Source organism: Plesiomonas shigelloides, from assembly GCF_900087055.1.
Classification (GTDB): domain Bacteria; phylum Pseudomonadota; class Gammaproteobacteria; order Enterobacterales; family CAMTGL01; genus Plesiomonas; species Plesiomonas shigelloides.
Window position 1 is genome coordinate 35830 of sequence record NZ_LT575468.1, and the last position, 22356, is coordinate 58185.

At 54.5% G+C, this 22356-nt stretch carries 22 protein-coding genes; 19 read left to right on the plus strand and 3 right to left on the minus strand.

All coding sequences use genetic code 11. The features are described 5' to 3' along the window. Window positions 1-5 precede the first annotated feature (5 nt). From flgG to NCTC9997_RS00250, 16 genes are all read left to right on the plus strand, one after another. The gene (gene flgG, locus NCTC9997_RS00175) at window positions 6-791 is read left to right on the plus strand and encodes a flagellar basal-body rod protein FlgG (RefSeq protein ID WP_010862968.1); all 786 of its coding nucleotides are present in this window, start codon (window positions 6-8) and stop codon (window positions 789-791) included. Window positions 792-841: 50 nt separating this feature from the next. Continuing rightward, window positions 842-1501, plus strand: coding sequence for a flagellar basal body L-ring protein FlgH (flgH, locus tag NCTC9997_RS00180; protein ID WP_010862967.1), 660 nt, complete (start codon window positions 842-844; stop codon window positions 1499-1501). An 8-nt stretch (window positions 1502-1509) separates the two neighbouring features. Beyond that, window positions 1510-2604: a flagellar basal body P-ring protein FlgI gene (locus NCTC9997_RS00185; RefSeq protein WP_010862966.1), complete on the plus strand. Its 1095-nt coding sequence runs from the start codon at window positions 1510-1512 to the stop codon at window positions 2602-2604. After that, complete coding sequence (gene flgJ, locus NCTC9997_RS00190) at window positions 2601-3587, plus strand: flagellar assembly peptidoglycan hydrolase FlgJ (RefSeq protein ID WP_039046369.1); 987 nt, start codon at window positions 2601-2603, stop codon at window positions 3585-3587. The genes NCTC9997_RS00185 and flgJ overlap by 4 nt, the downstream gene beginning before the upstream one ends. 149 nt (window positions 3588-3736) lie before the next feature. After that, on the plus strand, window positions 3737-5140 hold the full coding sequence (gene flgK, locus NCTC9997_RS00195; RefSeq protein WP_064977031.1) for a flagellar hook-associated protein FlgK: 1404 nt from the start codon (window positions 3737-3739) through the stop codon (window positions 5138-5140). Window positions 5141-5152: 12 nt separating this feature from the next. Beyond that, window positions 5153-6055, plus strand: coding sequence for a flagellar hook-associated protein FlgL (gene flgL, locus NCTC9997_RS00200; RefSeq protein WP_047707404.1), 903 nt, complete (start codon window positions 5153-5155; stop codon window positions 6053-6055). Window positions 6056-6225: 170 nt separating this feature from the next. Then, window positions 6226-7275 carry a hypothetical protein gene (locus NCTC9997_RS00205; protein WP_064977032.1) on the plus strand — a complete coding sequence of 350 codons (1050 nt, stop codon included), beginning with the start codon at window positions 6226-6228 and terminating at the stop codon, window positions 7273-7275. 229 nt (window positions 7276-7504) lie between these two features. Then, window positions 7505-8329 (plus strand): flagellin N-terminal helical domain-containing protein, encoded by an 825-nt coding sequence (locus NCTC9997_RS00210; RefSeq protein WP_047707402.1) that lies wholly within the window; start codon window positions 7505-7507, stop codon window positions 8327-8329. Window positions 8330-8647: 318 nt separating this feature from the next. Continuing rightward, on the plus strand, window positions 8648-9964 hold the full coding sequence (gene fliD / locus NCTC9997_RS00215; protein ID WP_064977033.1) for a flagellar filament capping protein FliD: 1317 nt from the start codon (window positions 8648-8650) through the stop codon (window positions 9962-9964). Window positions 9965-9981: 17 nt separating this feature from the next. Continuing rightward, entirely contained in the window at window positions 9982-10374 is a 393-nt protein-coding gene (gene fliS, locus NCTC9997_RS00220) for a flagellar export chaperone FliS (RefSeq protein WP_010862959.1), read from the plus strand. Continuing rightward, window positions 10371-10661 carry a hypothetical protein gene (locus tag NCTC9997_RS00225; protein ID WP_064977034.1) on the plus strand — a complete coding sequence of 97 codons (291 nt, stop codon included), beginning with the start codon at window positions 10371-10373 and terminating at the stop codon, window positions 10659-10661. Before fliS ends, NCTC9997_RS00225 begins: the two co-directional genes overlap by 4 nt. Window positions 10662-10675: 14 nt before the next feature. Next, the gene (locus NCTC9997_RS00230) at window positions 10676-11890 is read left to right on the plus strand and encodes a flagellar hook-length control protein FliK (protein WP_064977035.1); all 1215 of its coding nucleotides are present in this window, start codon (window positions 10676-10678) and stop codon (window positions 11888-11890) included. Between the two features lie 11 nt (window positions 11891-11901). Next, window positions 11902-12378 carry a flagellar basal body-associated FliL family protein gene (locus NCTC9997_RS00235; protein WP_064977036.1) on the plus strand — a complete coding sequence of 159 codons (477 nt, stop codon included), beginning with the start codon at window positions 11902-11904 and terminating at the stop codon, window positions 12376-12378. Window positions 12379-12384: 6 nt separating this feature from the next. Continuing rightward, on the plus strand, window positions 12385-13134 hold the full coding sequence (locus NCTC9997_RS00240; RefSeq protein ID WP_064977037.1) for a FliA/WhiG family RNA polymerase sigma factor: 750 nt from the start codon (window positions 12385-12387) through the stop codon (window positions 13132-13134). Window positions 13135-13144: 10 nt separating this feature from the next. Further along, a complete protein-coding gene (gene motA, locus NCTC9997_RS00245; RefSeq protein WP_010862954.1) occupies window positions 13145-13999 on the plus strand; it encodes a flagellar motor stator protein MotA in 855 nt (284 codons plus the stop codon). Window positions 14000-14001: 2 nt separating this feature from the next. Further along, window positions 14002-15372, plus strand: coding sequence for an OmpA family protein (locus NCTC9997_RS00250; protein WP_064977038.1), 1371 nt, complete (start codon window positions 14002-14004; stop codon window positions 15370-15372). 130 nt (window positions 15373-15502) lie between these two features. Here the strand turns inward: NCTC9997_RS00250 and NCTC9997_RS00255 are convergent, their stop codons facing one another. The 3 genes from NCTC9997_RS00255 to NCTC9997_RS00265 are packed head-to-tail and all read right to left on the minus strand — an operon-like array spanning window position 15503 to window position 18738. Next, entirely contained in the window at window positions 15503-17035 is a 1533-nt protein-coding gene (locus NCTC9997_RS00255; RefSeq protein ID WP_064977039.1) for a DHA2 family efflux MFS transporter permease subunit, read from the minus strand. 11 nt (window positions 17036-17046) lie between these two features. Then, a complete protein-coding gene (locus tag NCTC9997_RS00260; protein ID WP_064977040.1) occupies window positions 17047-18192 on the minus strand; it encodes an EmrA/EmrK family multidrug efflux transporter periplasmic adaptor subunit in 1146 nt (381 codons plus the stop codon). Between the two features lie 57 nt (window positions 18193-18249). Continuing rightward, window positions 18250-18738, minus strand: coding sequence for a MarR family transcriptional regulator (locus tag NCTC9997_RS00265; protein WP_064977041.1), 489 nt, complete (start codon window positions 18736-18738; stop codon window positions 18250-18252). A gap of 224 nt (window positions 18739-18962) precedes the next feature. Between NCTC9997_RS00265 and kup the strand changes: the two genes are divergently transcribed. The 3 genes from kup to rbsD all read left to right on the plus strand — a co-directional run bounded on the left by kup (window position 18963) and on the right by rbsD (window position 22342). Next, window positions 18963-20831 (plus strand): low affinity potassium transporter Kup, encoded by a 1869-nt coding sequence (gene kup / locus NCTC9997_RS00270; protein WP_010862949.1) that lies wholly within the window; start codon window positions 18963-18965, stop codon window positions 20829-20831. 47 nt (window positions 20832-20878) lie between these two features. Then, window positions 20879-21622, plus strand: a complete 744-nt coding sequence (locus NCTC9997_RS00275; protein ID WP_010862948.1) for a metallophosphoesterase family protein — start codon at window positions 20879-20881, stop codon at window positions 21620-21622. Between the two features lie 300 nt (window positions 21623-21922). Further along, window positions 21923-22342 (plus strand): D-ribose pyranase, encoded by a 420-nt coding sequence (gene rbsD / locus NCTC9997_RS00280; protein ID WP_010862947.1) that lies wholly within the window; start codon window positions 21923-21925, stop codon window positions 22340-22342. Window positions 22343-22356: the final 14 nt, after the last annotated feature.

The window sequence follows — 22356 nt, forward strand, 5'->3', positions numbered from 1 at the left end:
ACAGAATGAATGCAGCATTATGGGTAAGTAAAACCGGTCTGGCGGCACAAGATGTCCAGATGCAGGTGATTTCCAACAACTTAGCGAACGTTAACACCATCGGCTTTAAGCAAGATCGCGCCGCGTTTGAAGATCTGTTCTATCAGATCAAAAAGCAGCCTGGTGGTATGGCCGATCAGCAAAATGAGACCCCAGGTGGTCTGATGCTGGGTAACGGTGTGCGTGTGGTGGGCACCGAAAAGCTGATGAAGACTGGTGCCTATCAGCAAACTGACGTGCCGACCGATATGTCGATTCAAGGTCAGGGCTTTTTCCAGATTGAAATGCCGGATGGCACCATGGCCTATACCCGTAACGGCCAGTTCCACCGCAATGCCGAAGGCATGCTGGTGAACTCCAGCGGTCTGCCGCTGAGCCCGAATATCGAGATCCCAGAAAATGCGACCAGCTTTTCGGTGGGAACCGATGGCACTGTGACCTATACCAGCGCCGATGATCCGCAGCCGCAAGAGCTGGGCCAAATCACTCTGGTGAACTTCACCAACCCAGCCGGTCTGGAAGCGGCCGGTAGCAACCTGTTCAAAGAAACCGGAGCCAGTGGCGCGCCGAATGAAGGGGTAGCCGGTGAAAATGGGCTGGGTCAGCTTAAGCAGTTCTCACTGGAAGGTTCCAACGTGAGCGTAGTGGAAGAGATGGTGAACATGATCACTACTCAGCGCGCTTATGAAATGAACGCCAAAGTGGTTTCCAGTGCCGATCAGATGCTGAAGTTTGTGAGTCAGTCACTGTAATTAGCGTGACGAGCGGCGCACGTGGCGAATAAAGAGAGAGTAAACCTAAGATGAGACGCGTTCTGGTTCTGTTAACCTTATTGCTGGCCGGGTGTGCGCACCCGCCAATCGGCCCGTATCCGGGGGAAGATGAATTCACCCCACCGCCGATGAAATTGCCAGCGATGGAAAGGGACAAGGACGGTGGCCTGTTCAGTACCGATTACAACATGGCACTGTTTCAGGACCGGCGCGCGTTCCGGGTTGGCGATGTGCTGACGGTGGTACTGCAAGAGCAGACCAGCTCCAGCAAGAAGGCTGGTACCAGCTTTGGCAAAGAGAGCAACACCAGCATCGGTGCCGCCACCTTGTTTGGCAGTGAGTACCCGAAAGCGGCGTCGTCATTGGGTGCCGATCGCGACTTTAAGGGCAACTCCACCAGTTCGCAGCAAAACTCGCTCTCCGGCAGCATCACCGTACTGGTGTATGAAGTGATGCCGAACGGCATTTTGCGCGTGCGCGGCGAGAAGTGGCTGCGTCTGAACCAAGGTGACGAGTATATCCGTCTCAACGGTTTGGTGCGGGTGGATGATATCGACGGGACGAACCGCGTGTCGTCGCAGCGTCTGGCGGATGCGCGGATCACTTACTCCGGTCGCGGCGCACTGGCTGACTCCAACTCGGCAGGTTGGTTGACCCGCTTCTTTAACAGCCCGTTCTTCCCGATCTGAGGATGATAATGAAGAGATGTTATTGGCTGCTGGCTCTGTGGCTTGGCAGCATGTCAGCCGTGGCGGCGCCACTGCTGGATATGGTGGACGTACAGGGGATCCGGGAAAACCAGCTGGTCGGTTACGGCTTGGTGGTCGGTCTTAGCGGTACGGGTGATAAAAGCCAAACCAAGTTCACCTCACAGTCGATCAAAAACATGCTAAGCCAGTTCGGGGTGCAATTGCCGGCCAATGCCGATCCGAAACTGAAAAACGTGGCCGCGGTTGCGGTCAGCGCCACTTTGCCACCACTGGCGGCGAAAGGTCAGGCGCTGGACATTACGGTCTCTTCGATGGGGGATGCCAAGAGTCTGCGCGGCGGTACCTTGCTGTTGACGCCACTGCGTGGGGTCGATGGCCAAGTGTATGCCATGGCACAAGGTAATCTGGTGGTGGGTGGTTTGAATGCCGAAGGCGCCAGTGGTAGCGGGATCACGGTCAATATCCCAACCGCCGGTTTGATCCCGAACGGCGCCCTGATTGAGCGCGAAATTCCGTCTTCATTCCTGACCAATCCTGACATCGTTCTGAATTTGAAACAGCCCGGTTTTAACACGGCGCGTAACATCGAGATGGCGATTAACCGCGTGTTGGGCCCAGGGGTTGCCAATGCGCAGAGTAATGCCAAAGTGGTGATGCGGGCGCCGTTAGATCCGAGCCAGCGCGTGAGTTTTATGGCGGCGCTGGAGAACTTGAAGGTGGCGGAAGGGCCAACGCCAGCACGCATTATCTTCAATGCCCGTACCGGCACTATCGTGATGGGACAGAACGTGCGTGTGCGTCCAGCGGTGGTCAGCCACGGCTCGCTGACGGTGAACATTGTCGAGAACTCGCGGGTCAGTCAGCCTAACCCGTTGTCGAATGGGCAGACGGTGGTCACCCCGCAGTCGAATGTCAGCGTGAACGAAGAGCGTGGCAAGGCGTTTGTCTGGCCGGCTGGCACTTCACTGAAAACGATTGTTGATGCCATCAACAGCTTGGGTGCGACCCCGAGCGATCTGATGTCGATTTTGCAGGCACTCAAACAGGCCGGCGCGCTGGAAGGCGAGCTGATTGTCATATGAGTATGGAGATTTCTCCGGACGAGGCGCAAGCCTCGTTCCTGTATAACGATGTGCATCAGCTGCAAAACATCAAGGGTAACCGCGATCAGCAACAAGCGTTACGTCAGGTGTCGCAGCAATTTGAAGCGGTGTTCTTGCAGACCGTGCTCAAGCATATGCGTCAGGCAAACAATGCTATGCGGGACCCCGACTCGCCACTTAGCAGTCGCCAGCAAGACTTTTACCAATCCTTCTATGATGGCCAATTGGCCTCGGAAATGAGCAAGAAAAGCCATCTGGGGATTGCAGAGATGCTGGTGAAGCAGCTCGCTGCGGCCGTACCGAAGGGCAACGGCAAACCGGTGTCGGGGGCGCCAAGTGAGTCGGCGCGCGCGGCGGAGAGCTTTGCCGTCACCATGCACGCCAAACCGGCGCAAGGCAAACCAATTCAGGCACCGTGGCTTCCGGCCACGGTACTGGATCGCATCTTTGGCGGCGCAGCAGAAATCAGCGCCGACGGGGCGACGGCGGCCACGTCTGATCCGCAGAAACAAAACTTTATCAATAAACTGTTCCCATATGCGATCCGCGCGGCGCGCGCGCTGGGTACCTCGCCATCGGTATTGTTGGCGCAAGCGGCGCTGGAAACCGGTTGGGGCCGTGGCATTTTACGTCGCGGCGATCAGAGCAGTTATAACCTGTTTAACATCAAAGCCAGTCCGGGTTGGCAAGGCGAGCAGGTGACCGTAGCGGCGCCGGAAGTGATTGACGGACAGACCGTGAATCAAGAGTCGCCGTTTCGGGTCTACCAGAGCTTTGCGGAGTCGTTTGAAGATTACGTTAACTTCCTGCGCAGTAACCGCCGTTATGCCAAGGCACTGCAACATGCGGATAATCCGGAGCGCTATTTCAATCATCTACAGCAAGCTGGCTATGCCACTGATCCGCAGTATGCCCGCAAACTGCAAGGGGTCTGGCAGCAAGTCCAACAGATGTTGGAGTGACCGACTATCGGACAGGGTTGGGCGATTTAATCGTTTTGCCCTGCAGGTCGCTTAATGACTTTCAGATGAGTTTTAAAACCGTGCAGGCCATTGCCTGTCGGCATTCGGCGTGAGGGTCGGGTGTTTTTACACTGAGTAAGGACGTTGTCATGAGTCTGATTAATATCGGTTTAACCGGTCTGGGCGCGGCCAATGCCGGCCTGAGCACCACTTCGCACAATCTGGTGAACATGAACACGCCCGGATATACCCGTCAACGTATCGGTTTGGCCAGTCAGGTTGGTCCCGGTGGCGTGGGCGCGGGTGTCGGTGTAACCGGCATTGATCGTCTGGCCGACGGCTTTTTGAATACCAGCCTGTGGCGCCAGTCTTCGGCGTTGCAGCAGAGTAATACCCAATATCGCTACATGAGCAAGACCGAACAGATCCTGACTGCGGATAGCTCTAGCATCAACGTGGGTCTGGATCGTTTTTATTCGGCGCTCAGCGAAGCGGCAGTCAACCCGCAAGATATGGCGCTGCGCCAATCGATTCTGTCGCAGGCCGATGCCGTGGTTCAGCGTTTCAACAACATGGATGCGCAGTTAAAGAGCCAGCGTAAACAGCTCGACAGTCAGCTGGACTCCAGCATCAGCCAGACCAACTCGCTGCTGGCCAGCATCGCTGAGATGAATAAGCAGATCAAAGAAGCGGGCGCGCGCGGGCAAACCATGACCGACGTGCTGGATGCACGCGATCAGGCGATCAGCCAGCTGTCTGAGCAGTTGAATGTTAACGTGCAGTACAAGCCAGATGGCACCGTGGATATCAACTTGGATCAAGGCCAGCCGCTGGTCAGCGGTAATACCGCCAGTCAGCTGGATATGGCGCGTGATGGCGTGATCAGCATTAAGCGCGGTGATGCCTCGTTCGCGATGCCACGCAATATTGGCGGCAATATCGGCGGCTTGATGATTTTTCGCGATAAAGACTTGGTCGAAAAGCAAAAAGAGCTGGATACCATGGCCTACGGCTTTGCCCAGCAGTTCAATACGGTGCATAAGCAAGGTTACGACATCAACGGTAACCTCAGTGGCAAGGACATGTTCAGCGGTGCCGACAGCGTAGAAGGCGCGGCCAGCCGTTTGTCGCTGGCATTGAAAGACCCAGCCGATCTGGCGCTGGGTGATGATGTGGATATTGGTCCGGGTAACGGTAATAACCTGACCAAGCTGATTGCGCTGAAAGATACGCCGCTGGCGATCACGTTATCTCCTGCCGATCAGGCTGAATACGGTGTGACGGTTGCTGGCTTAAATGGCAAAACCCTGAGCAAGGCCTATACCGGGATTTGTGGTGATTGGGCGATTCAGACTGCGCAAATCAAAGCGGAGCTGACATCGAATACTTCGCTGTACAAGCAAGCCTTTAACGATCGGGAGTCCGTGTGTGGGGTTTCCAAAGATGAAGAGGCCGGGAATCTGATGCAATACACTCAGATGTACCAGTCCAGCGCCAAGATTGTTAGCACAGCTCAGCAGCTGTTTGATACCACCCTCGCGATGTTTAACTAAGGAGCCACCACCATGCGCATGAGTACGTTTCAGCTAAACAGCATGATGATGGACGGGATGCAAACCGCCAACAGCAACTACAACACCACCATAATGCAGATGCAGCGGCAGACGAAAATTTTGACGCCGTCCGATGACCCGATTGGCTCGGTACAGATCATGCTGTTGCAGCGTCAGCAGGCGGCAACCGATCAGTACAGCAAAAACATCAAAAACTTGATGAACGAATACACCCAGCAAGAAGCGTTGATGCGTAACGGCAACGATATTTTGCTGCGCGGTAAAGAGCTGGTGCTGAGTCTTGGTAATGGTGCCATGACCCAAGATGACCGAGAGGCGGTGGCTAACGAGTTGGAATCCATTCGTGATGAGTTGCTGAGTGTAGCGAATAGCCAAAATCCGGATGGGGATTATCAGTTTGCCGGTAACAAACTGAAAAATAAGCCGTACAGCGCACCGGATTATGTCTATCAAGGTGATAGCGCCCGTCGCACCTCCAGCACCGCCGAAGGGGTCACTTTGCCGGTGAACATGACGGCAGACACTATTTTTGGCTCCGGTAATAACACCGTGTTTAAAGCCATTGATGATTTGACCGCCGCTCTGCGCGATCCGGCCACCACCCAAGACGAGCTGGAAGCGCAGATGAAAAATGCGGATAGCAGTATTGCGTCAACCTCAGTACAGCTGAATAGTGTGTGGGGCGGGTTAGGTAGTCAGATGCAATCACTGGAGCGTATGGCCGGCGCGCACGAAGACAATACCTTGATGAACAAGAAGATGATTGGTGATATCAAGGATTTGGATATTCCAGAGGCTGCATCACGTCTGAAAGGCTACGAGCTGGCATTAACAGCCACTCAGTTGAGCTATTCCAAGATCAACGATATGTCCCTGTTTAACTACATCAAATAAAATCGTCGCTTAAGTTAAGTGTGGCATGAGTTAAGCGTGACATGCGCCGGTTATCCATGCACTTATCCAATACGCAGAGCACCGACTCTGCGTATTGCGATGGCGAAAGCGTCGTCGGGTTGTAAGTCGCATGCAGATTGAAGCAAATAGATAAATAAAGAGAACACACCTTGGTTAACCAAGTTAACAGTACCCGTCTGGGCACCCAACGTACTTCCGATCTGAATCACTCTCCGGTGGTGAGCCAGCAAAAAGCTGGCTTGGCGGTATCGGCGTCGGCCAGCGCGGCGGTAGATACCCGCACGCCGGCGGAAGAAATCGAACGTCTACGTCATGGTCAGCGCGGGAGTTTACTGGGCGTAACCGCCAAGGCACACTACCAGTTAGCGAAAACGCAAACCGCCTTGCGAGCCTTGCACAGCGCCGAAGATATTTTGCAGCAAAGTAAACAACTGGCGCAGCGCAGCCTGAAACAAACGGAAGGCCGTCGTCAGCGTTTGACGCAGGAGTTGGCCTCGTTGCAACGGCAACTGCGTCAGCAAGTGCACCAGACTTATGATGAGAAGCCGCTGTTTAATGCCGATTTTTCGGTGCGACATTTAAATCGTAATCAACAGCAACGCTTTTCCATTCGCGGTCTGCGCTTGCAAGGCGAGCGTACTCAGCCAGAAGTGTTGAAGTTTGCCTTTGATGGCGGCAAGCCGCGTCAGGTGAAAGTGCAGATTGAGCCGGAAGATGATATGGCGACCATCGCGCGCAAACTGAGCCGTGGCCTGTCATCGCGTGGGATCCGCGCTGAAGTCGATAAATGGGGCGATCTGGAGTTTTCTGCCGCAAAAGGCAACTGGCAAGAGGTTGAGGATGGTTTTTGGTTGACCGGTAATGGGCAGATTTTCCCAGCCGGTAATCCTGTTAAAGTTCAACCGGAGCAGCGTCAGCCGCAGATGGTGGATGCGGAGAAGCTCAGCTTTCGCAAAACCCAAGATACACGCCAATCCTTGGCTGATATCGAACGCTTGATGCAGCAGATCCGCAGCTCCCTGCAGGAGCTTACGCGCTATCAGCAGCAAATTGAACGTCAACTGCAAGGGCGCTATGCTCGGATGCCGGAAACCGAAACGGCGGGTATTTCAGATCGTATTGTCAATAAACCGCTTTCGAGCTTGTTGGCCCAGGCCGGCATCTCACGCCAGACGGTGGTGGCGTTACTGACGCGCTAACCCTAATTTTGTCGCAACTCGATATCTACAGTGCCGGCCATGTGTCGGCGCTGTGATTTTAGGGGCCATGATGATGAATTTATGGGGCAGCTATAAGCACGGCATGATCCATCCCCATTGAAAAAAATTTCCTATCAGCAGAAAAAAAGATTTAAGCCGCCGCAAAACCCTTCCGCCTAATACCAGTAACAAGGTACGAGACCTGTTTCTGTATTTTAGGAGAGATCACATGTCACTGTCAGTTCATACTAACCAGTCTTCCCTGACTGCCCAGCGTTCCCTGGCTAGCACTCAACTGAGCCTGAACACTTCCCAGCAGCGCCTGTCTACCGGCCTGCGTATCAACAGCGCTAAAGACGATGCTGCTGGCCTGCAGATCGCTAACCGTATGGAATCTCAGACTCGTGGTCTGTCTGTGGCTCAGCGTAACGCGGCTGACGGTATCTCTCTGTCTCAAACTGCGGAAGGTGCGCTGAAAGAAGCCTCTAACATCCTGCAACGTCAGCGTGAACTGGCTCTGCAATCTGCTAACGGTACTAACACTTCAGCTGACCGTACTGCACTGAATGAAGAGTTCTCTGCACTGAATGCAGAACTGGCTCGTATTCAGAAAACTACCACTTTCGCAGGTAAAGCGCTGTTTGAATCTGCTGGTTTGAAAGCGGGTATCTCTTTCCAAGTTGGTGCTGAAATGAAGTCTGCTGACAAGATCACCGTTAAGGTTGATACCGCTGCAGCATTCAAATCCAGTGCTGCAATTAGCGGTACTGCGGGCACTATCGGTGCAGTAGTTTCTGGTCTGGATAAAGCCATCGCTGCAATGGGTAAATCTATGGCAGAACTGGGTGCGGTACAAAACCGTTTCCAATCTACCATTAACAACCTGTCTAACATCGAAGAGAACGTGAGCGTGGCGAAAGGCCGCATCATGGATGCTGATATCGCTAAAGAATCTGCCAACATGACCAAGCAGAACATGATGATGCAAGCTGGCATCTCTGTACTGTCTCAGGCAAACCAGACTCCATCCATGATCATGGGTCTGCTGCGTTAATTACGCCTGATTACGCATAGGTTTTGCCTTGTGATAACCGATGTTGGTTACGCAAAGGAAAACTCGCAATCCAAAAAGGGGCCGACTGGCCCCTTTTTACTGAGTTTTGTTGTTCTTCTTCGCGGATGTGATGGTGAAGGGGCAGAGCAAAGTGCAGTTCTTACGCGCCAATAGCATTCTGCTCTATTGGCTGTGAATTGACTGTTTAATGGCATTTTTCTTGCATCATTTTTTTTTGCATTTAAAGCGTAGCGCATAGCATTTTGCGTCCGAGAGATAAGTACGCTCGGTGGCCGCGCGGTAGACAGAGGATAGATTATGGGCATTACCATTGGTGGTATCGGTACTCTGCCGATTGAAGATTTGATTTACGCACAGCTGTATTCCGAGCGTTTACCGAAAGAAACCCAGTGGAAGCGCCAAGAAGATCAAAACAGTGCCCTGATCACCGCCTACCGTGAAACCCAATCGGCGGTCAACAAACTGCGTACCGCAGCAGAAAAGCTGGACTCTGCGCGCGAGCTGAACAAAACCACCGTGGTAGCGGGTGACGACAAAATTTTGTCGGCCAGCGTCAACGGTACTACGGCCAGCGGTAACTACGAATTTGACGTTACCCAGATGGCACAGATTGGCCGTGAAAAAGTGGTGTTTGATGGCACGGATAAAGTGCCTCAAGATCAGACCTTGACCCTCACATACGGCGGCAAGGATTTTAGTGTTGATGTCAAAGCCGGTAGCTCGCTGGAAGATATCGCAGCGCAAATTAACGGTGATAAAAACAATCCGGGCGTGAAAGCGGCGGTGGTGCGCGAAGAGGGTGATAAATACTCGCTGGTGATCAGCGGTAAAGATACCGGTAAGGACAATGCGGTTACGGTGAAATCCTCGAATGCGGCGACCAAGATTGATTCTTTGCAAACCGCACAAGATGCCGTGTTGAAGATGGGCTCGCTGACCTTCAGCTCCAAAAACAACAAATTTGAAAACATCATTGACGGGATCTCGATTGAAGCCAAACAAGTCGGGAAAACCACCGTCAGTGTGAAGCCGGATAATGATGGCACCAAAGAAGCAGTAAAAAGCTTCGTCACCGCCTATAACGAGTTGGTCGACACTATCGACAAACACTCTAAGGCCACCGAAGTCACCGATGCTGACGGCAAGAAGCGTAAGAAGCCGGGCGCGCTGGGAGGCGACAGCATGACGCGCGGCATGATGAGTCAGCTGCGTAACAGTTTAGGTCAGGTGTATGACGGCAAAACCTTGTCGATGCTCGGTATCAAAACCGATCGTCAAGGCAAGCTGGAAATTGATGACGAAAAGCTGACCAAGGCGATCAATGAAGACCCAGAAAGCATCAGCACCGTTTTTCTGGGGGCTGATGGCAAAAGTGGCTTGATGCAAAGTATCACCGGTAACTTAAAAGATTTCAAAACCTCCGGTGGTAACTTCACCACCCGTATCGATCGCTTGGAGCAAGAGCAGAAGAAAATTGGTCAGGATCGCGAAGATCTCGATGCGCGTTTGAAAGTGCGTGAGCAATCGCTGCGCGATTACTACGCCAAGATGGACAAAATGATCAGCAGCATGCAGCAGACCCAGAACATGCTGTACGGCATGCTGGTCAGTTAATTGATAGTGAATAGATGATGAATAACGGACTTAACGCTTATCAACAAGCCAAAACGCAGGCCCAAGCGGCAGCGGCTAGCCCGCATCGCCTGATCCTGATGTTGTTAGATGGTCTGCTGGATAACCTGACACGTGCGCGCGGTTTTATGGAGCGCGGTCAGGTTGAGCAAAAAGGGCAGATGATCACCAAGTGCCTGGATATTTTGCAGGGGCTGAGCGCCATTTTGGATATGGAAAAGGGCGGTGAGGTGGCTACTGAGCTGTACCGTCTGTATGACTACTGTGGTCGTCGTTTGTTTGAAGCCAACGCGCAAAACAGCATTGAGATGGTGGATGAAGTCAGCGGTCTGATCAGCGAAATTCGCGAAGGCTGGTTGGCATTGCATCCGAGCAAAGTGACTGGGCAATGAGTGCACTGTGTGAGCGATTACAGCGCTTGAGTCAAGCCATGGAGCAGGCGGTGCGCAGTGGTGATTTTACCCTGCTCGCGGAGCTGGATCAGAAATTGCTTGCCGGATTGTCACGTCTTAACGGTGCCGAAATCCCAGCGGATGCGCAGCCAGTATTAAAGCAACTGGCCAGCCGTTATCCGCAGTGGATTGCCGCTGCGCGCAGTGAACAAGCGCAAATCCGGGCGCAAATCTGCCAGCAACCCTCACAGCAACAAGGCCTGCAGGCTTATATACAGAACTCATGACGAGGCTCGTGACAATGCAACTGACCCAACTGACTTCCGCGCCATCGTCCGCCTCTCGTACCGGTGCATCTTCGGCTGCCGGTAACAGCGTGCAACCTGCGGCGAATAAGGCCGATGGTCATAGCTTTAGTCAGTCGCTCAACGGTTCAAATAGCGCACATGACCAGCGTCCGACCGGTGCGGCAGACAACAAAACCGAATCAAAGACCGATAGCCGCGATGACATTAAGTCCGCGCAGCATGCGGATACCGAGGCGCACGCCCATGCTGGCGCATCGAGTAAAGATGCCGGTAAAGAGGATAAAGCGGCTGCCGAGTCTGCGCAGAGCACGGCGACTACCGGACAAGCCGATTTAGCGCAGCAGATTGCGTACTTGCTGCAAACCCAGCAAGCCCTCGACCCGCAAACGTTACGCCAAGGGTTTGCCAATGGCGCGGCGCTAAACGGCGCAAGTGAGATGCCACTGACCGCGGCACTGACGGGATTGGCGGGCAATAACCTGTTGCGCGGCAACGGCAAGAGTGAATCGCCGGTACATGATATTCCCGCGCCTGCGGATCAACGTGCCAGCAATGCTGACAGCACCCGTCCCGCCGTTGCGGCTGCGGCGACAGCGATCCCCCTTACCGAAGGGGATCTGAGCGCGTTGGCCAGTGCCCTGAGCGATAAAAACGTCACCGCACCGGTAGTGGCGATGTGTCAACAGGGGCTGAATGCCATCACCGCCAAGAGTCCTACGGCGATGGCCGCGAGCGCGCAGCCGAGCGCCGCAGATGCCATGAACACCCCATCGCCTACGTTGGCGCTGGATATCAACAAGCCACAGTGGGGCGATGCGCTGATTGAACAGCTGCGTCAGCGCATCCAAGTGCAGGCTGGCAACAAGCTACAACATGCACAGATTCGTCTGGATCCGCCGGAGCTTGGCAAGCTGGATATCAGCCTGCGCATGGATGGCGACAAACTGAGCGTGCAATTTACCGCCGCTCACCCGCAATTGCGCGAAGCCTTGTTGGCGGGCAGCGATCGCCTGCGCCAAGACTTTAGCCAAACGCAGATGAACTTGATTGATGTGTCGGTCTCCGGTGGCCAGCCACAACAAGGGCGGCAGGGGCAGCAAGAGGCTGCGGGCCATGAAGGTCCGGTGATCCGCCGCGCTACCAGTCAGAGCACGATCCCGGCCCTCAGTCTGCCGCGTCAGCGCGCAGGTTTTGACAGTCTGGTTTAAGAGAGAACACGATGTCGCAAGGAAACAAATCCAAAGTCATTTTGCTGGCCATTATTGCCCTGCTGCTGCTGATTCTAATCGGTGGCGCAGGTTGGGGCTATTGGCACTTTGTGATGAATAAACCGGCGGAAACGGCAAAGCCGGTCGCGGTAGCACCTGCAGCCGTAGTGAAAAAGCCAATTTTTATCAATCTGGATCGCTTCGTGATCAGTGTGCAAGGCGAAGACCGCCTGCATTACATGATGCTGGAGCTGTCGCTGATGACCTACAGCAACCAGTTTGAAACTCAGGCGCAAGAGTTTATGCCACTGGTGCGTAACACCATTGTCACTGAGCTTAGCCACGAAGATTTTGCCAAGCTGACCGCGCCGGATGCGGTAGCGGCACTGCAAGCGAAATTGTTGACCGCGATCCGCGCCACCATGCAAAACATGACAGGGGAAAGCGCCATCGACAAAGTCCTGATCACCAAGCTGGTGGTGCAGTAACCGACTATGTGCGGAGCGGCGGATAACGCGCAAGGCTTAAATGCCTATCAGACCAGCCAAAAACTGGGGCGACAGGCGCTCGAGCAGCGTCTGTTGCTACAGCATGCGCCGCTGGTGCGCCGCATTGCCTATCATCTGGCACCACAGGTCAGCGCGGTCCTGGGCCGTGATGATTTAGAGCAGATCGGCATGTTGGCGCTGTTGGGTGAGATCCGTCGTTACGATCCCGATGGCGATGTGCCGTTGGAAGTGATGGCGAGCCCCCGTATTCGCGGTGCCATGCTGGATGAGCTGCGTCGCCTCGATTGGCGCTCGCGCGGGGTGCGGCAAAAGAGCCATGAGCTGAAAGACCGCATTCGCAGCCTCAGCCGAGAGCTTGGGCGCAAGCCCACCCGACAGGAGCTGGCGCGGGCACTGCAAATTAGCGATGAAGAGCTGCACGAGCGTTTGCTGGCCTGTCAGGCGGAGCAAGTCGATAGTCTCGACAGCCTGCAAGAAGATGGCTTTGAAAGTTTCGGCCTGTATTGGCCGAGCGATGAAGCCCAGTCCGCCCGTTTCAAACGTGATTTATCCTGCGCCCTGCAGCAACTGCCGGAGCGGGAGCAGACCATCTTGAGCTTGTATTACGAGTACGAGATGAACCTCAAAGAGATAGCTCTGGTGTTGGATCTTACCGAAGCGCGGATCTGCCAGTTACATAAGAAAGCGCTGAAACAGCTCAACAGACTGTTAGACGGCTGGAACCAGCCGGACTAATGGGGGGTATATGCAACGGATAATTGGTTTTTTTATTGTTTTTGGCTGTGTCGTTCTGGGCTATCTGGAAGCGAAAGGTAACCTCGGTGCTTTGTGGCAGCCGGCGGAGCTGATTATCATCGTCGGTGCGGCGATGGGCGCCATGGTAGTCGCGCATCCGGTCGCGGTACTGAAGGGCATTGGCGGCCAGCTGAAAACCCTGCTGGGCAAAGGCTATACCCAAGATTACTACCGCGCGATTATCGAGCTGATGTTTGAGCTTTTAGAAACCGTGCGTAAAGACGGCATTAAAAAGCTGGATGAGCACATTGAAAATCCCGACTCCAGTGCGCTGTTCGCGAAATATCCAAGCATCACCGCCTCGCCGGTATTATTGGCTTTCATCACCGATAACCTGCGTCTGATGGCGATGGGTAAGATGTCGCCACATGACTTGGAAGCGTTGCTGGAAACCGAAATCCACACCATCCAGAATGATCTGTTGCGCCCTTCTAAAGCCTTAGCCAAGACCGGCGAAGCGATGCCGGGTTTTGGTATCGTGGCCGCGGTACTGGGTATCGTGGTTACCATGCAGAACATCGGCGGCAACTTGGCGCTGATCGGGGCCAAAGTGGCGGCCGCGCTGGTGGGAACCTTCATCGGGGTATTGCTGAGCTACGGGGTATTTGATCCGCTGTCCGCGGCCATGGGCAACTTGGTGAAAAAAGAAGTCATGGGCCTGAAAATGGTGATGGCAATTTTAGTGGCGCAGCAACAAGGTCGTCCGACCCTGCTGGCGCTGGATGCTGGCCGTAAACTGCTGATCAGCGAATACAAACCGAGCTTCTTTGAGATGGAACGCTGGCTGACTGCCGAGCAGAACTGATTATGGCCAAAGATTCACACCACACCATTATCATCAAGAAAGTCCAACACGACGACCACGATGAAGGACATGGCGGCGCATGGAAAGTGGCATTTGCTGACTTTGCCATCGCCATGATGGCCTTTTTCATGGTGCTGTGGGTGATGGAAGTTGCCACTAAAGATGAGCGGCAAAAAGTTCAGCAGTACATGGCGACCTACAGCGTGTTCGACAACATGGATAACGTGTTCGACATCAGTAACAGCCCGTTCCCAGTCGACTTTGCTGGGCAGGCCTCGCCATTGGAAAACCCGGTCAAATCCGATTTTGATGGTAACGATAAGCTGGGTAATGCGCTGTTCCAAGAAAATAAATCCCAAGGTCAGTACAAAAACAAGGATTTGGGTAAGCTGCAAGGTAAGTACCTGAATCAGCAACAAATGGAAGTGCTGGCGGAAGCGTTGAATGCGGTGGCGGTGCGTTTAGATGCTACCAATAACGTGATGGTCGAAGTGGTGCCACAGGGTTTGCGTATTTTGATTCAGGATGATAACGAACACTACATGTTCGAGCGCGGTAGCATCCGTATCACTCCGTTCTTTAAGGGCATTTTGGATCAAATCTCGCCGGTGTTGGGCAGTATTCAAAACCGGATCATGATCAGTGGCCACACCGATAATACCCGTTATCCCAACAACGTGGATTACACCAACTGGGATTTGTCGGCGGAGCGTGCGTTAGCCGCGCGGCGAGTGATGACGGCCAATGGCATGAAGCGCGATCAAATTCTGCAGCTGGTGGCGATGGCCGAGCAGATGCCGGTGAATATTGAAGACCCGATGAGCGGCCAAAACCGTCGCATTGAGATCACGGTACTGACTGAGCAAGCGGCTGCGCAAATTGCCCAGTTGTTTGGCCGCGCGAATGCCAAACCAATGCCGCCATATATGGCTTCCCCGCCGAATGCGGCGCCGCGGCCTGCGGCTAATGTGCTAAGCAGTTCTGCTGCCACCGGCGTGCCTGCCGTGATGCCCTCTGCGAATGGTGCAGCGCCAAGCGCGAACCCCGCTCCATCAGCTGTGAGCGCGCCGCAGCCTGCCACATTACCGCCCGCGGCTAGCCGTGCGCGGTCGGCGGGTAATGCCGGTAACCCTGCCGGTAAGAATAACGCTGGGCTACCGCCACTGCTGACCGATCAGGCTGGGAATCTGGTGCGTATCGGTATTGATCCAATTTTGCCGGGGATGGCAACCTTAACGCCAGATCACGCCAAGCCAGTCGGACAGCGCAGTGAGCCTGCCGCGCCACTGAAAGCACTGCCGGTGAAGCCACATGCCGCACCGATAGCGCCAGCGCCAGAAGTGCTGCTGCCGGTGCGTGTTGAACACGGCTGAGCGTCAAGCATGATTGCTCGGTTGCTGCCGATGGCGCAATCGTAAAAAAAAGCCCGCCAGAAGATGGCGGGCTTTTTTGTGCATGCGTTTTTAGACCAATATCAATATACCGATACCGGTGCGCGTCGTATCAATGCGCCCCGCTATTCCCGCCTGCGGCATTGAACGGCGGCTTGGCAAACCAGATCAGCACTAACAGACCGAGGAACATCACCCCACAGATAGTGAAGATGGTGTTGGCCGACAGAATATAGCTTTGCTGAGTGATTTGCTGTGCGAGCATTCCCGCCGCTTGCTGACTGTTCATCCCCAACTGATGCATGCTGTCCAGCGCCTGCTGAGCGGCTGGGTTATACGGATTCACATGCTCGGTCAGATACGTCTGGTTCACCGCTTCCCCGTTATCCCACAAGGTGGTGGTAATCGAGGTGCCAATTGAGCCGGCCAGAGTACGCATAAAGTTCGACAAGCTGGTGGCGTTGGCGAGCTGACTTGGCGGTAGGCCCGACAAGGTAATGGTGGTCAGCGGCATAAAGAAGCAGGCCACGGCCAACCCTTGCACAAACTGCGGCCAGACAATCCACTCGAAACTGATCTCCGGCGAGAACAGCGTGGCACGCCACAAGAAGCAGCCAGCATAGACCAGAAAACTGATGCTGACCAAAATCCGCATGTCTATCTTGTGCGCATAGCGACCAATGATCGGCGACAGCAGGAGCGGGATAAAACCTACCGGCGCAGAGGCCCAGCCGGCCCACGAGGCGGTATAGCCCAAGTTGGTCTGCATCAGCAGCGGCAACAGCACGATCACACCGAAATAGATCATGTAACCCAAACTGGTACAGATCACCGCGATGGTGAAGTTGCGATAACCAAACAAGGATAAATCAATCACCGGATTGTCATCGGTTAACTCCCAGACAATAAAGAACGTCAGCGACACCACCGCCAGTACTGCTAAGATCACGATCTCGTTGGAGTTAAACCAGCCGAGCTCGCGCCCTTGGTCCAGCATAATCTGCAAACTGCCGACCCCGAGCACCATTAAGCCCAGCCCGATGGTATCCATCGGCTTGTACTCTTTTTGCGTCTCGCGCCCTTCCAGTACCCGCGTGGTGAGCAGCACCACAAAGATCCCGACCGGTACGTTGATAAAGAAGATCCACGCCCAGTGGAAGTTATCACTGATGTAGCCACCTAGCACCGGCCCACAAATCGGCGCCACGATCACCGTCATTGACCATAGCGAGAGCGCAATGGCGCGTTTGGCCGGCGGGTAGTTGGCTAGCAGCAAACTTTGCGATAGTGGGATCATCGGCCCCGAGACCAGACCTTGCATCACGCGAAAGAAAATCAGCATTTCCAGCGATGAGGAGATCCCGCACAGCCAAGAAAACAGCGTGAACAGCACGGTCGACCACAAAAACAGCTTCACCTCGCCAAAGCGCTTGGCGAACCAGCCGGTCAGCGGTAATGAGATGGCGTTGGCCACCCCGAACGAGGTGATCACCCACGTACCCTGCGTGGTGGACGCTCCCAGACTGCCCGAGATGGTCGGAATGGCCACGTTGGCAATCGAGGAGTCCAATACTTGCATAAAGGTGGCCATTGATAGGGCGAGAGTGGCCCAGACCAATGACTTTCCTTCTAACGGCGCATTCATATTCGCCGTCCTCAGCCCTGATTTTGCTGCAAGATAGTGGCAATACGCTGCTCAATCGGCGCCATATCTACTTGCAGTGCATCGGTGGACGAGTGCGCGTCTTGCTTGATGGAGGTTGCCAGCTCATTGCCATCGCGATCCAGCGTATTGACGGTCACGGTCATCGACAACCCAATTCGCAGTGGATGCTGATCCAGCTCTTTTGGCTCTAAGCGAATACGTACTGGCAGGCGTTGCACCACTTTGATCCAGTTACCGGTGGCATTTTGTGGTGGCAGCAGCGAGAACGCTGAACCGGTACCGGCTGACAACCCTTCCACTGTGCCGTGATACACCACATCATCACCGTAGAAATCAGACACCAGTGTCACCGGCTGACCGATGCGCATGTTCTGCAACTGGGTTTCTTTGAAGTTGGCATCCACCCAGACGCTGTGCAGCGGGATCACGGCCATCAGCGGCGTCCCCGGCGTGACATAGCTACCCAGTTGTACTGAGCGCTTGGCGACATAGCCGTTACTTGGGCTGACCAAGGTGGTGCGCTGTAAATTGATCCACGCCTGTTTGACCACTTGCATGGCGTGTTGCACGGCCGGTTGCTGGGCCAGTGGCGTATTGAGTACCAAGGCTTGGGTGGCCAGCAGTTGCTGCTGAGTGGCGCTTAATTCAGCTTGCGCTTGTTTTACGCTGTCTTGGGCATGTTGCAGCTCTTGTTGCGAGATAGCATCACTGCGGCCCAAGGCGCTAAAACGGGTCAAATCGGACATCGCTTGCGACAACGCCACTTGGCGCGCTTGCACATTGGCCTGTAATTGGCCGACATCCACCATCAACTTGTGGGTGTTACGCACGGTTTCTGCCAGTTGCGTTTCGGCTTGCTCCAGCGCCAGTTGGCTGTCGGTGGCGTCCAGTTTTACTAGTGGTTGACCGGCAATCACCTTGTCGGTGTTATCGGCCATGATGGCGGTAACACTGCCGGTAACGCGTGGGTTAATCGGCACGATATCGCCGGTCACATAGGCATCATCGGTGTTTTGGTAGTGGCGCAGATCCAGATACCAGTACGCCCCGTAGGCGACACCCGCGGCCAGAAATAGGGTGGTTAAGCCGAGCAGCGCTCGTTTGCGTACCTGATTTTTTGCGCTTGGCGCGGTCATGAAAACTCTTCCTTTGCACGGTAATAGGGGATAGCGCTAAGTAGCAACATTCGTCACTTAGCGCTGCTGCAGCAACTTGTGCAGCAGGTATTCAAACTGTTGTTTTTCTTCGCTGGAAAACGGAGCCCACAGGTTACGCAGGCGCTGGCGTTGTTCTGGCAGCAAACTCTGCATAAAGGCCAGTCCCGTTTCATTTAAGGTTAGTTGAAAGCAGCGGCGGTCGCCGTCTAGCAATTCACGGCTGATCCAACCGCGCGCCACCAGTTCATCGGCAATTCGTGTGGCACTGGTGCGTGAGGTATTCAGTAGGTCGCTAAGCTCAGAGGGCTGCAACGAGTAATGCTCGCTGGTGTACAGCAACACCAGTGCGGTAAATAGGGTGTCGTTCAACTGATAGCGTTTCAGGGCCTCATTGTGCCGGCATAAGAGTTGATTGGTGGTGTGTTGCAGCAAGCGGCTCAGCACGATTTCCTGACGCGCGTCAGATTCGTTTAGCTGGCGGGCACGCTCGAGCAGGGTTTCAATCGGAAGTTTGGGTTTCGGCATGATAGGCTGTTAATCTAACGCAAAGTAAATTAATCGGACAAAAGATACTTCTCGCAAAAATAGTAACGGCTGAAACTATCATTGGCAAACTGCCAACGGGCCGTTTTCACGATAAATACGTAACAAATTGATAAAATATGTGGATGAGTACCCGGTCTGCACAGGGTCTCCTGCGCGGCATGGTAGGCTGACAACTGCCCTGCTGCCCGTCATTGGATTGTGATATGCAAAGTGAACATAAGCGAAATATTCCGGCGCTGACTTTGGCTGCCATTGGTGTGGTGTACGGTGATATCGGCACCAGCCCGTTATATACCTTGCGCGAGTGTATTCTGGCCGCCTCTTCGTTAGGGGTGACGCAAAGCGTCATTTTCGGTTTCCTGTCCACCCTGTTTTGGGTGTTGATGTTGGTCGTTTCTATCAAGTATGTCTGCTTTGTGATGCGGGCAGATAACGCCGGCGAAGGCGGGATCTTAACCTTGATGTCCTTGGCGGGACGGCGAACTCAGCCACATACCACCGCGATCTTGTTGGTGATTGGCCTCATTGGTGCCGGCTTTTTCTACGGCGATGGCATGATCACCCCCGCCATTTCCGTATTGTCCGCCATGGAAGGTCTGGAGCTGATCACGCCGGTGTTAGACCCGTATATTGTGCCATTGGCGATGGTGGTGCTGACTGGTTTGTTCGTGATCCAAAAGCACGGCACCGGGATGGTGGGCAAGCTGTTTGGGCCGGTGATGCTACTGTGGTTTGTGCTGCTGGCGGTGCTGGGTATTCACGGCATTATTCAGCATCCGGCGGTGTTGCAAGCGCTTGACCCGCGCTGGGCGATCGACTTTTTCTGGCAGCATAAGCTGATTGGTTTTCTGGCCTTAGGCTCGGTGGTGCTGGCAGTGACCGGTGCTGAGGCGTTGTATGCCGACATGGGCCACTTTGGTACTAAACCGATCCGGCTAGCTTGGTTCATTTTGGTGTTCCCCGCGCTGATCCTGAACTACTTTGGCCAAGGGGCACTGCTGCTGAGTAATCCTGCCGCCGTGCGTAACCCGTTTTTCCTGTTAGCCCCAGATTGGGCGCTGTTACCGATGGTGATCTTAGCCACGCTAGCCACCGTGATCGCCTCACAGGCCGTGATTTCGGGGGCCTTTTCCCTGACGCGCCAAGCGGTACGGTTGGGCTATCTGCCACCGATGACCATTTTGCACACCTCGGAAGAGGAAGCGGGGCAGATTTATGTGCCGTTGGTGAACTGGCTGCTGTTTATTGCGGTGGCGCTGGTGGTGGTGACCTTCAAACATTCCAGCAATCTGGCCTCGGCCTACGGCATTGTGGTGACCGGTACCATGGTGTTGACCTCGATTTTGCTGGCGGTGGTGGCGTGGCATAACTGGCGTTGGCCACTGCCGGTGGTGATCGTCATGCTGCTGGTGATGTTGAGTATCGATCTGCCGCTGTTTGGCTCCAACCTGATGAAACTGGAGTCCGGTGGTTGGTTCCCGGTACTGATTGGCTGCATCATGGTCGCGATCATGATGACGTGGAAGAGCGAGCGTTTTCATTTGGTGCGCCGGATGACCGAGAACAACGGCTCGCTGGAAACCATGATCAACGCACTGGAGAAAAATCCGCCGACTCGTGTACCGGGTACCGCGATTTTCTTGTCACGTGCCCCGAATGCGGTGCCGTATGCCTTGCTGCATAACCTCAAACACAATAAGGTGCTGCATGAGCGGGTGGTGCTGATGACCATCCGCACTGAAGATGTGCCCTATGTGGCGGCCGATCAGCATATTGGTATCGAAGAGCTGTCGCCGAGCTTTATCCGCGTGATTGCCACTTATGGCTTTAAAGAGACGCCAGATGTGGAAGAGGTGTTCCGCCGCTGCTGCATGAAAGGCATGATGTTCAGCTTGATGGATACTTCGTTCTTCTTATCGCGTGAAACGTTGGTGATGCGCCATCGCTCCTTGTGGGGACGGGTGCGCGGCCTGTTATTTATGTGGTTGAGTAAAAATGCGCTGCGCTCCACGGACTTTTTCCATATCCCGCCGAATCGGGTGGTGGAGTTGGGGGCGCAGGTCGAAATATAATACCGGTTCCAGCAGACAGGATCGGACGTGCGGTGAGGTGAGAGAAAGTGATTTGGTTGGCAGGCGATCCTCACGGCTCACTGGACTATTTGCTGCCGCTGCTGCATAGCGGGCGGCCAGATGCGCTGATTATTTTAGGCGATCTGGCGTTGCATTCGTCAGCCCAGCTGCAAGCATTGGAAGAGCTGACCCAAGTCTGGTTCATTCCCGGTAACCACGACAGCTTGTCGGTGGCGGCCTATGAAGCACTGTTCAGCGGCCCGTTTCGTGGCCGCAACTTGCATGGGCGCGTCACGGAAGTGGCCGGAGTGCGTGTGGCTGGATTAGGCGGGGTATTTCGCGGCCAGATCTGGATGCCGCCGTATAAACCGATGTTCTTCGATCCGATCCACTATTGTCAGCATTTGGAACAAAGTCAGCTGTGGCACGGCGGTTTACCGCTGCGCCACCGTACCACCCTGTTTCCCTCCGATCTGGAAGGCTTAAGCCAACAACAAGCCGATATTCTGGTGACGCACGAAGCGCCGCAGCCCCATGCCCGTGGCTTTGCGGTGCTCAACGATGTGGCCCGTGCGCTCGGGGTGCGCTGCCTGTTCCATGGCCATCACCATGTCAATCGTCACTATGGTGATTGTGGCGGCTTTCAGGCGATTGGCGTCGGTTATCGCGCTGTGTGCGATCTGCAGGGCAACTGGATTTGTCCGGGTGAGGAAGTGGCTCCGCATCATCAAGGTGGCCGTGGTCACTATTCCTCTTATCACCAAGGCAATGGCGGCTCACGCCAGCGTTAAACGCCAACATTTTTCCTCGCTGTGCTGGGCGGCTCGCGGTACTCGGGCAGAACGTTGGTGGTTTTCGGGCGTGGGAATGTCTTTTTTGTGTCTACGCTCACAGCATTTTATGTTGCCGACAGACTGTTATTTCCTATCCCTGTCGGCTTAACCGATCCAGCCTAAAATTTTTTCCAATTTCCCTGTTCTAACGCAGTTTTTTGCGCTGCTGCAGTTGTCGTTTTGCGCCGATATGCTTTAATTAGCGCATATCGAAACGTTTCGATGCCTATTTTCCTGAATCAGCCACGAGAGAAGGCCATGAAAAAAAGTCTGCTGCTGAATGCCGAGTTATCTCACCTGATCGCCTGTTTAGGGCATACCGATGCGGTGACAGTTGCCGATGCTGGCCTGCCGATCCCCGCGGAAACCGCGCGTATTGATTTGGCGCTGACCCACGGGGTGCCGTCATTTATGCAGGTGGTGCAGAGCATCACTGCGGAGATGCAGGTGGAAGCGGTACTGATGGCCGAGGAGTTTGCCACGGTGAGCCCTGAGCTGCACCGCGCGGTACTGGCGCATCTGGAGTTGCTGGCCGCGGAGCAAGGGCGCGAGATTTTTATCGAGTACGTGCCGCATGACACCTTCAAGGTGCGTACCCGCAGCAGCCGCGCAGTGGTGCGTAGTGGTGAATGCACCCCATACGCCAACCTGATTTTCTACTCCGGCGTGGTGTTTTAAGGAGCCCGTTATGG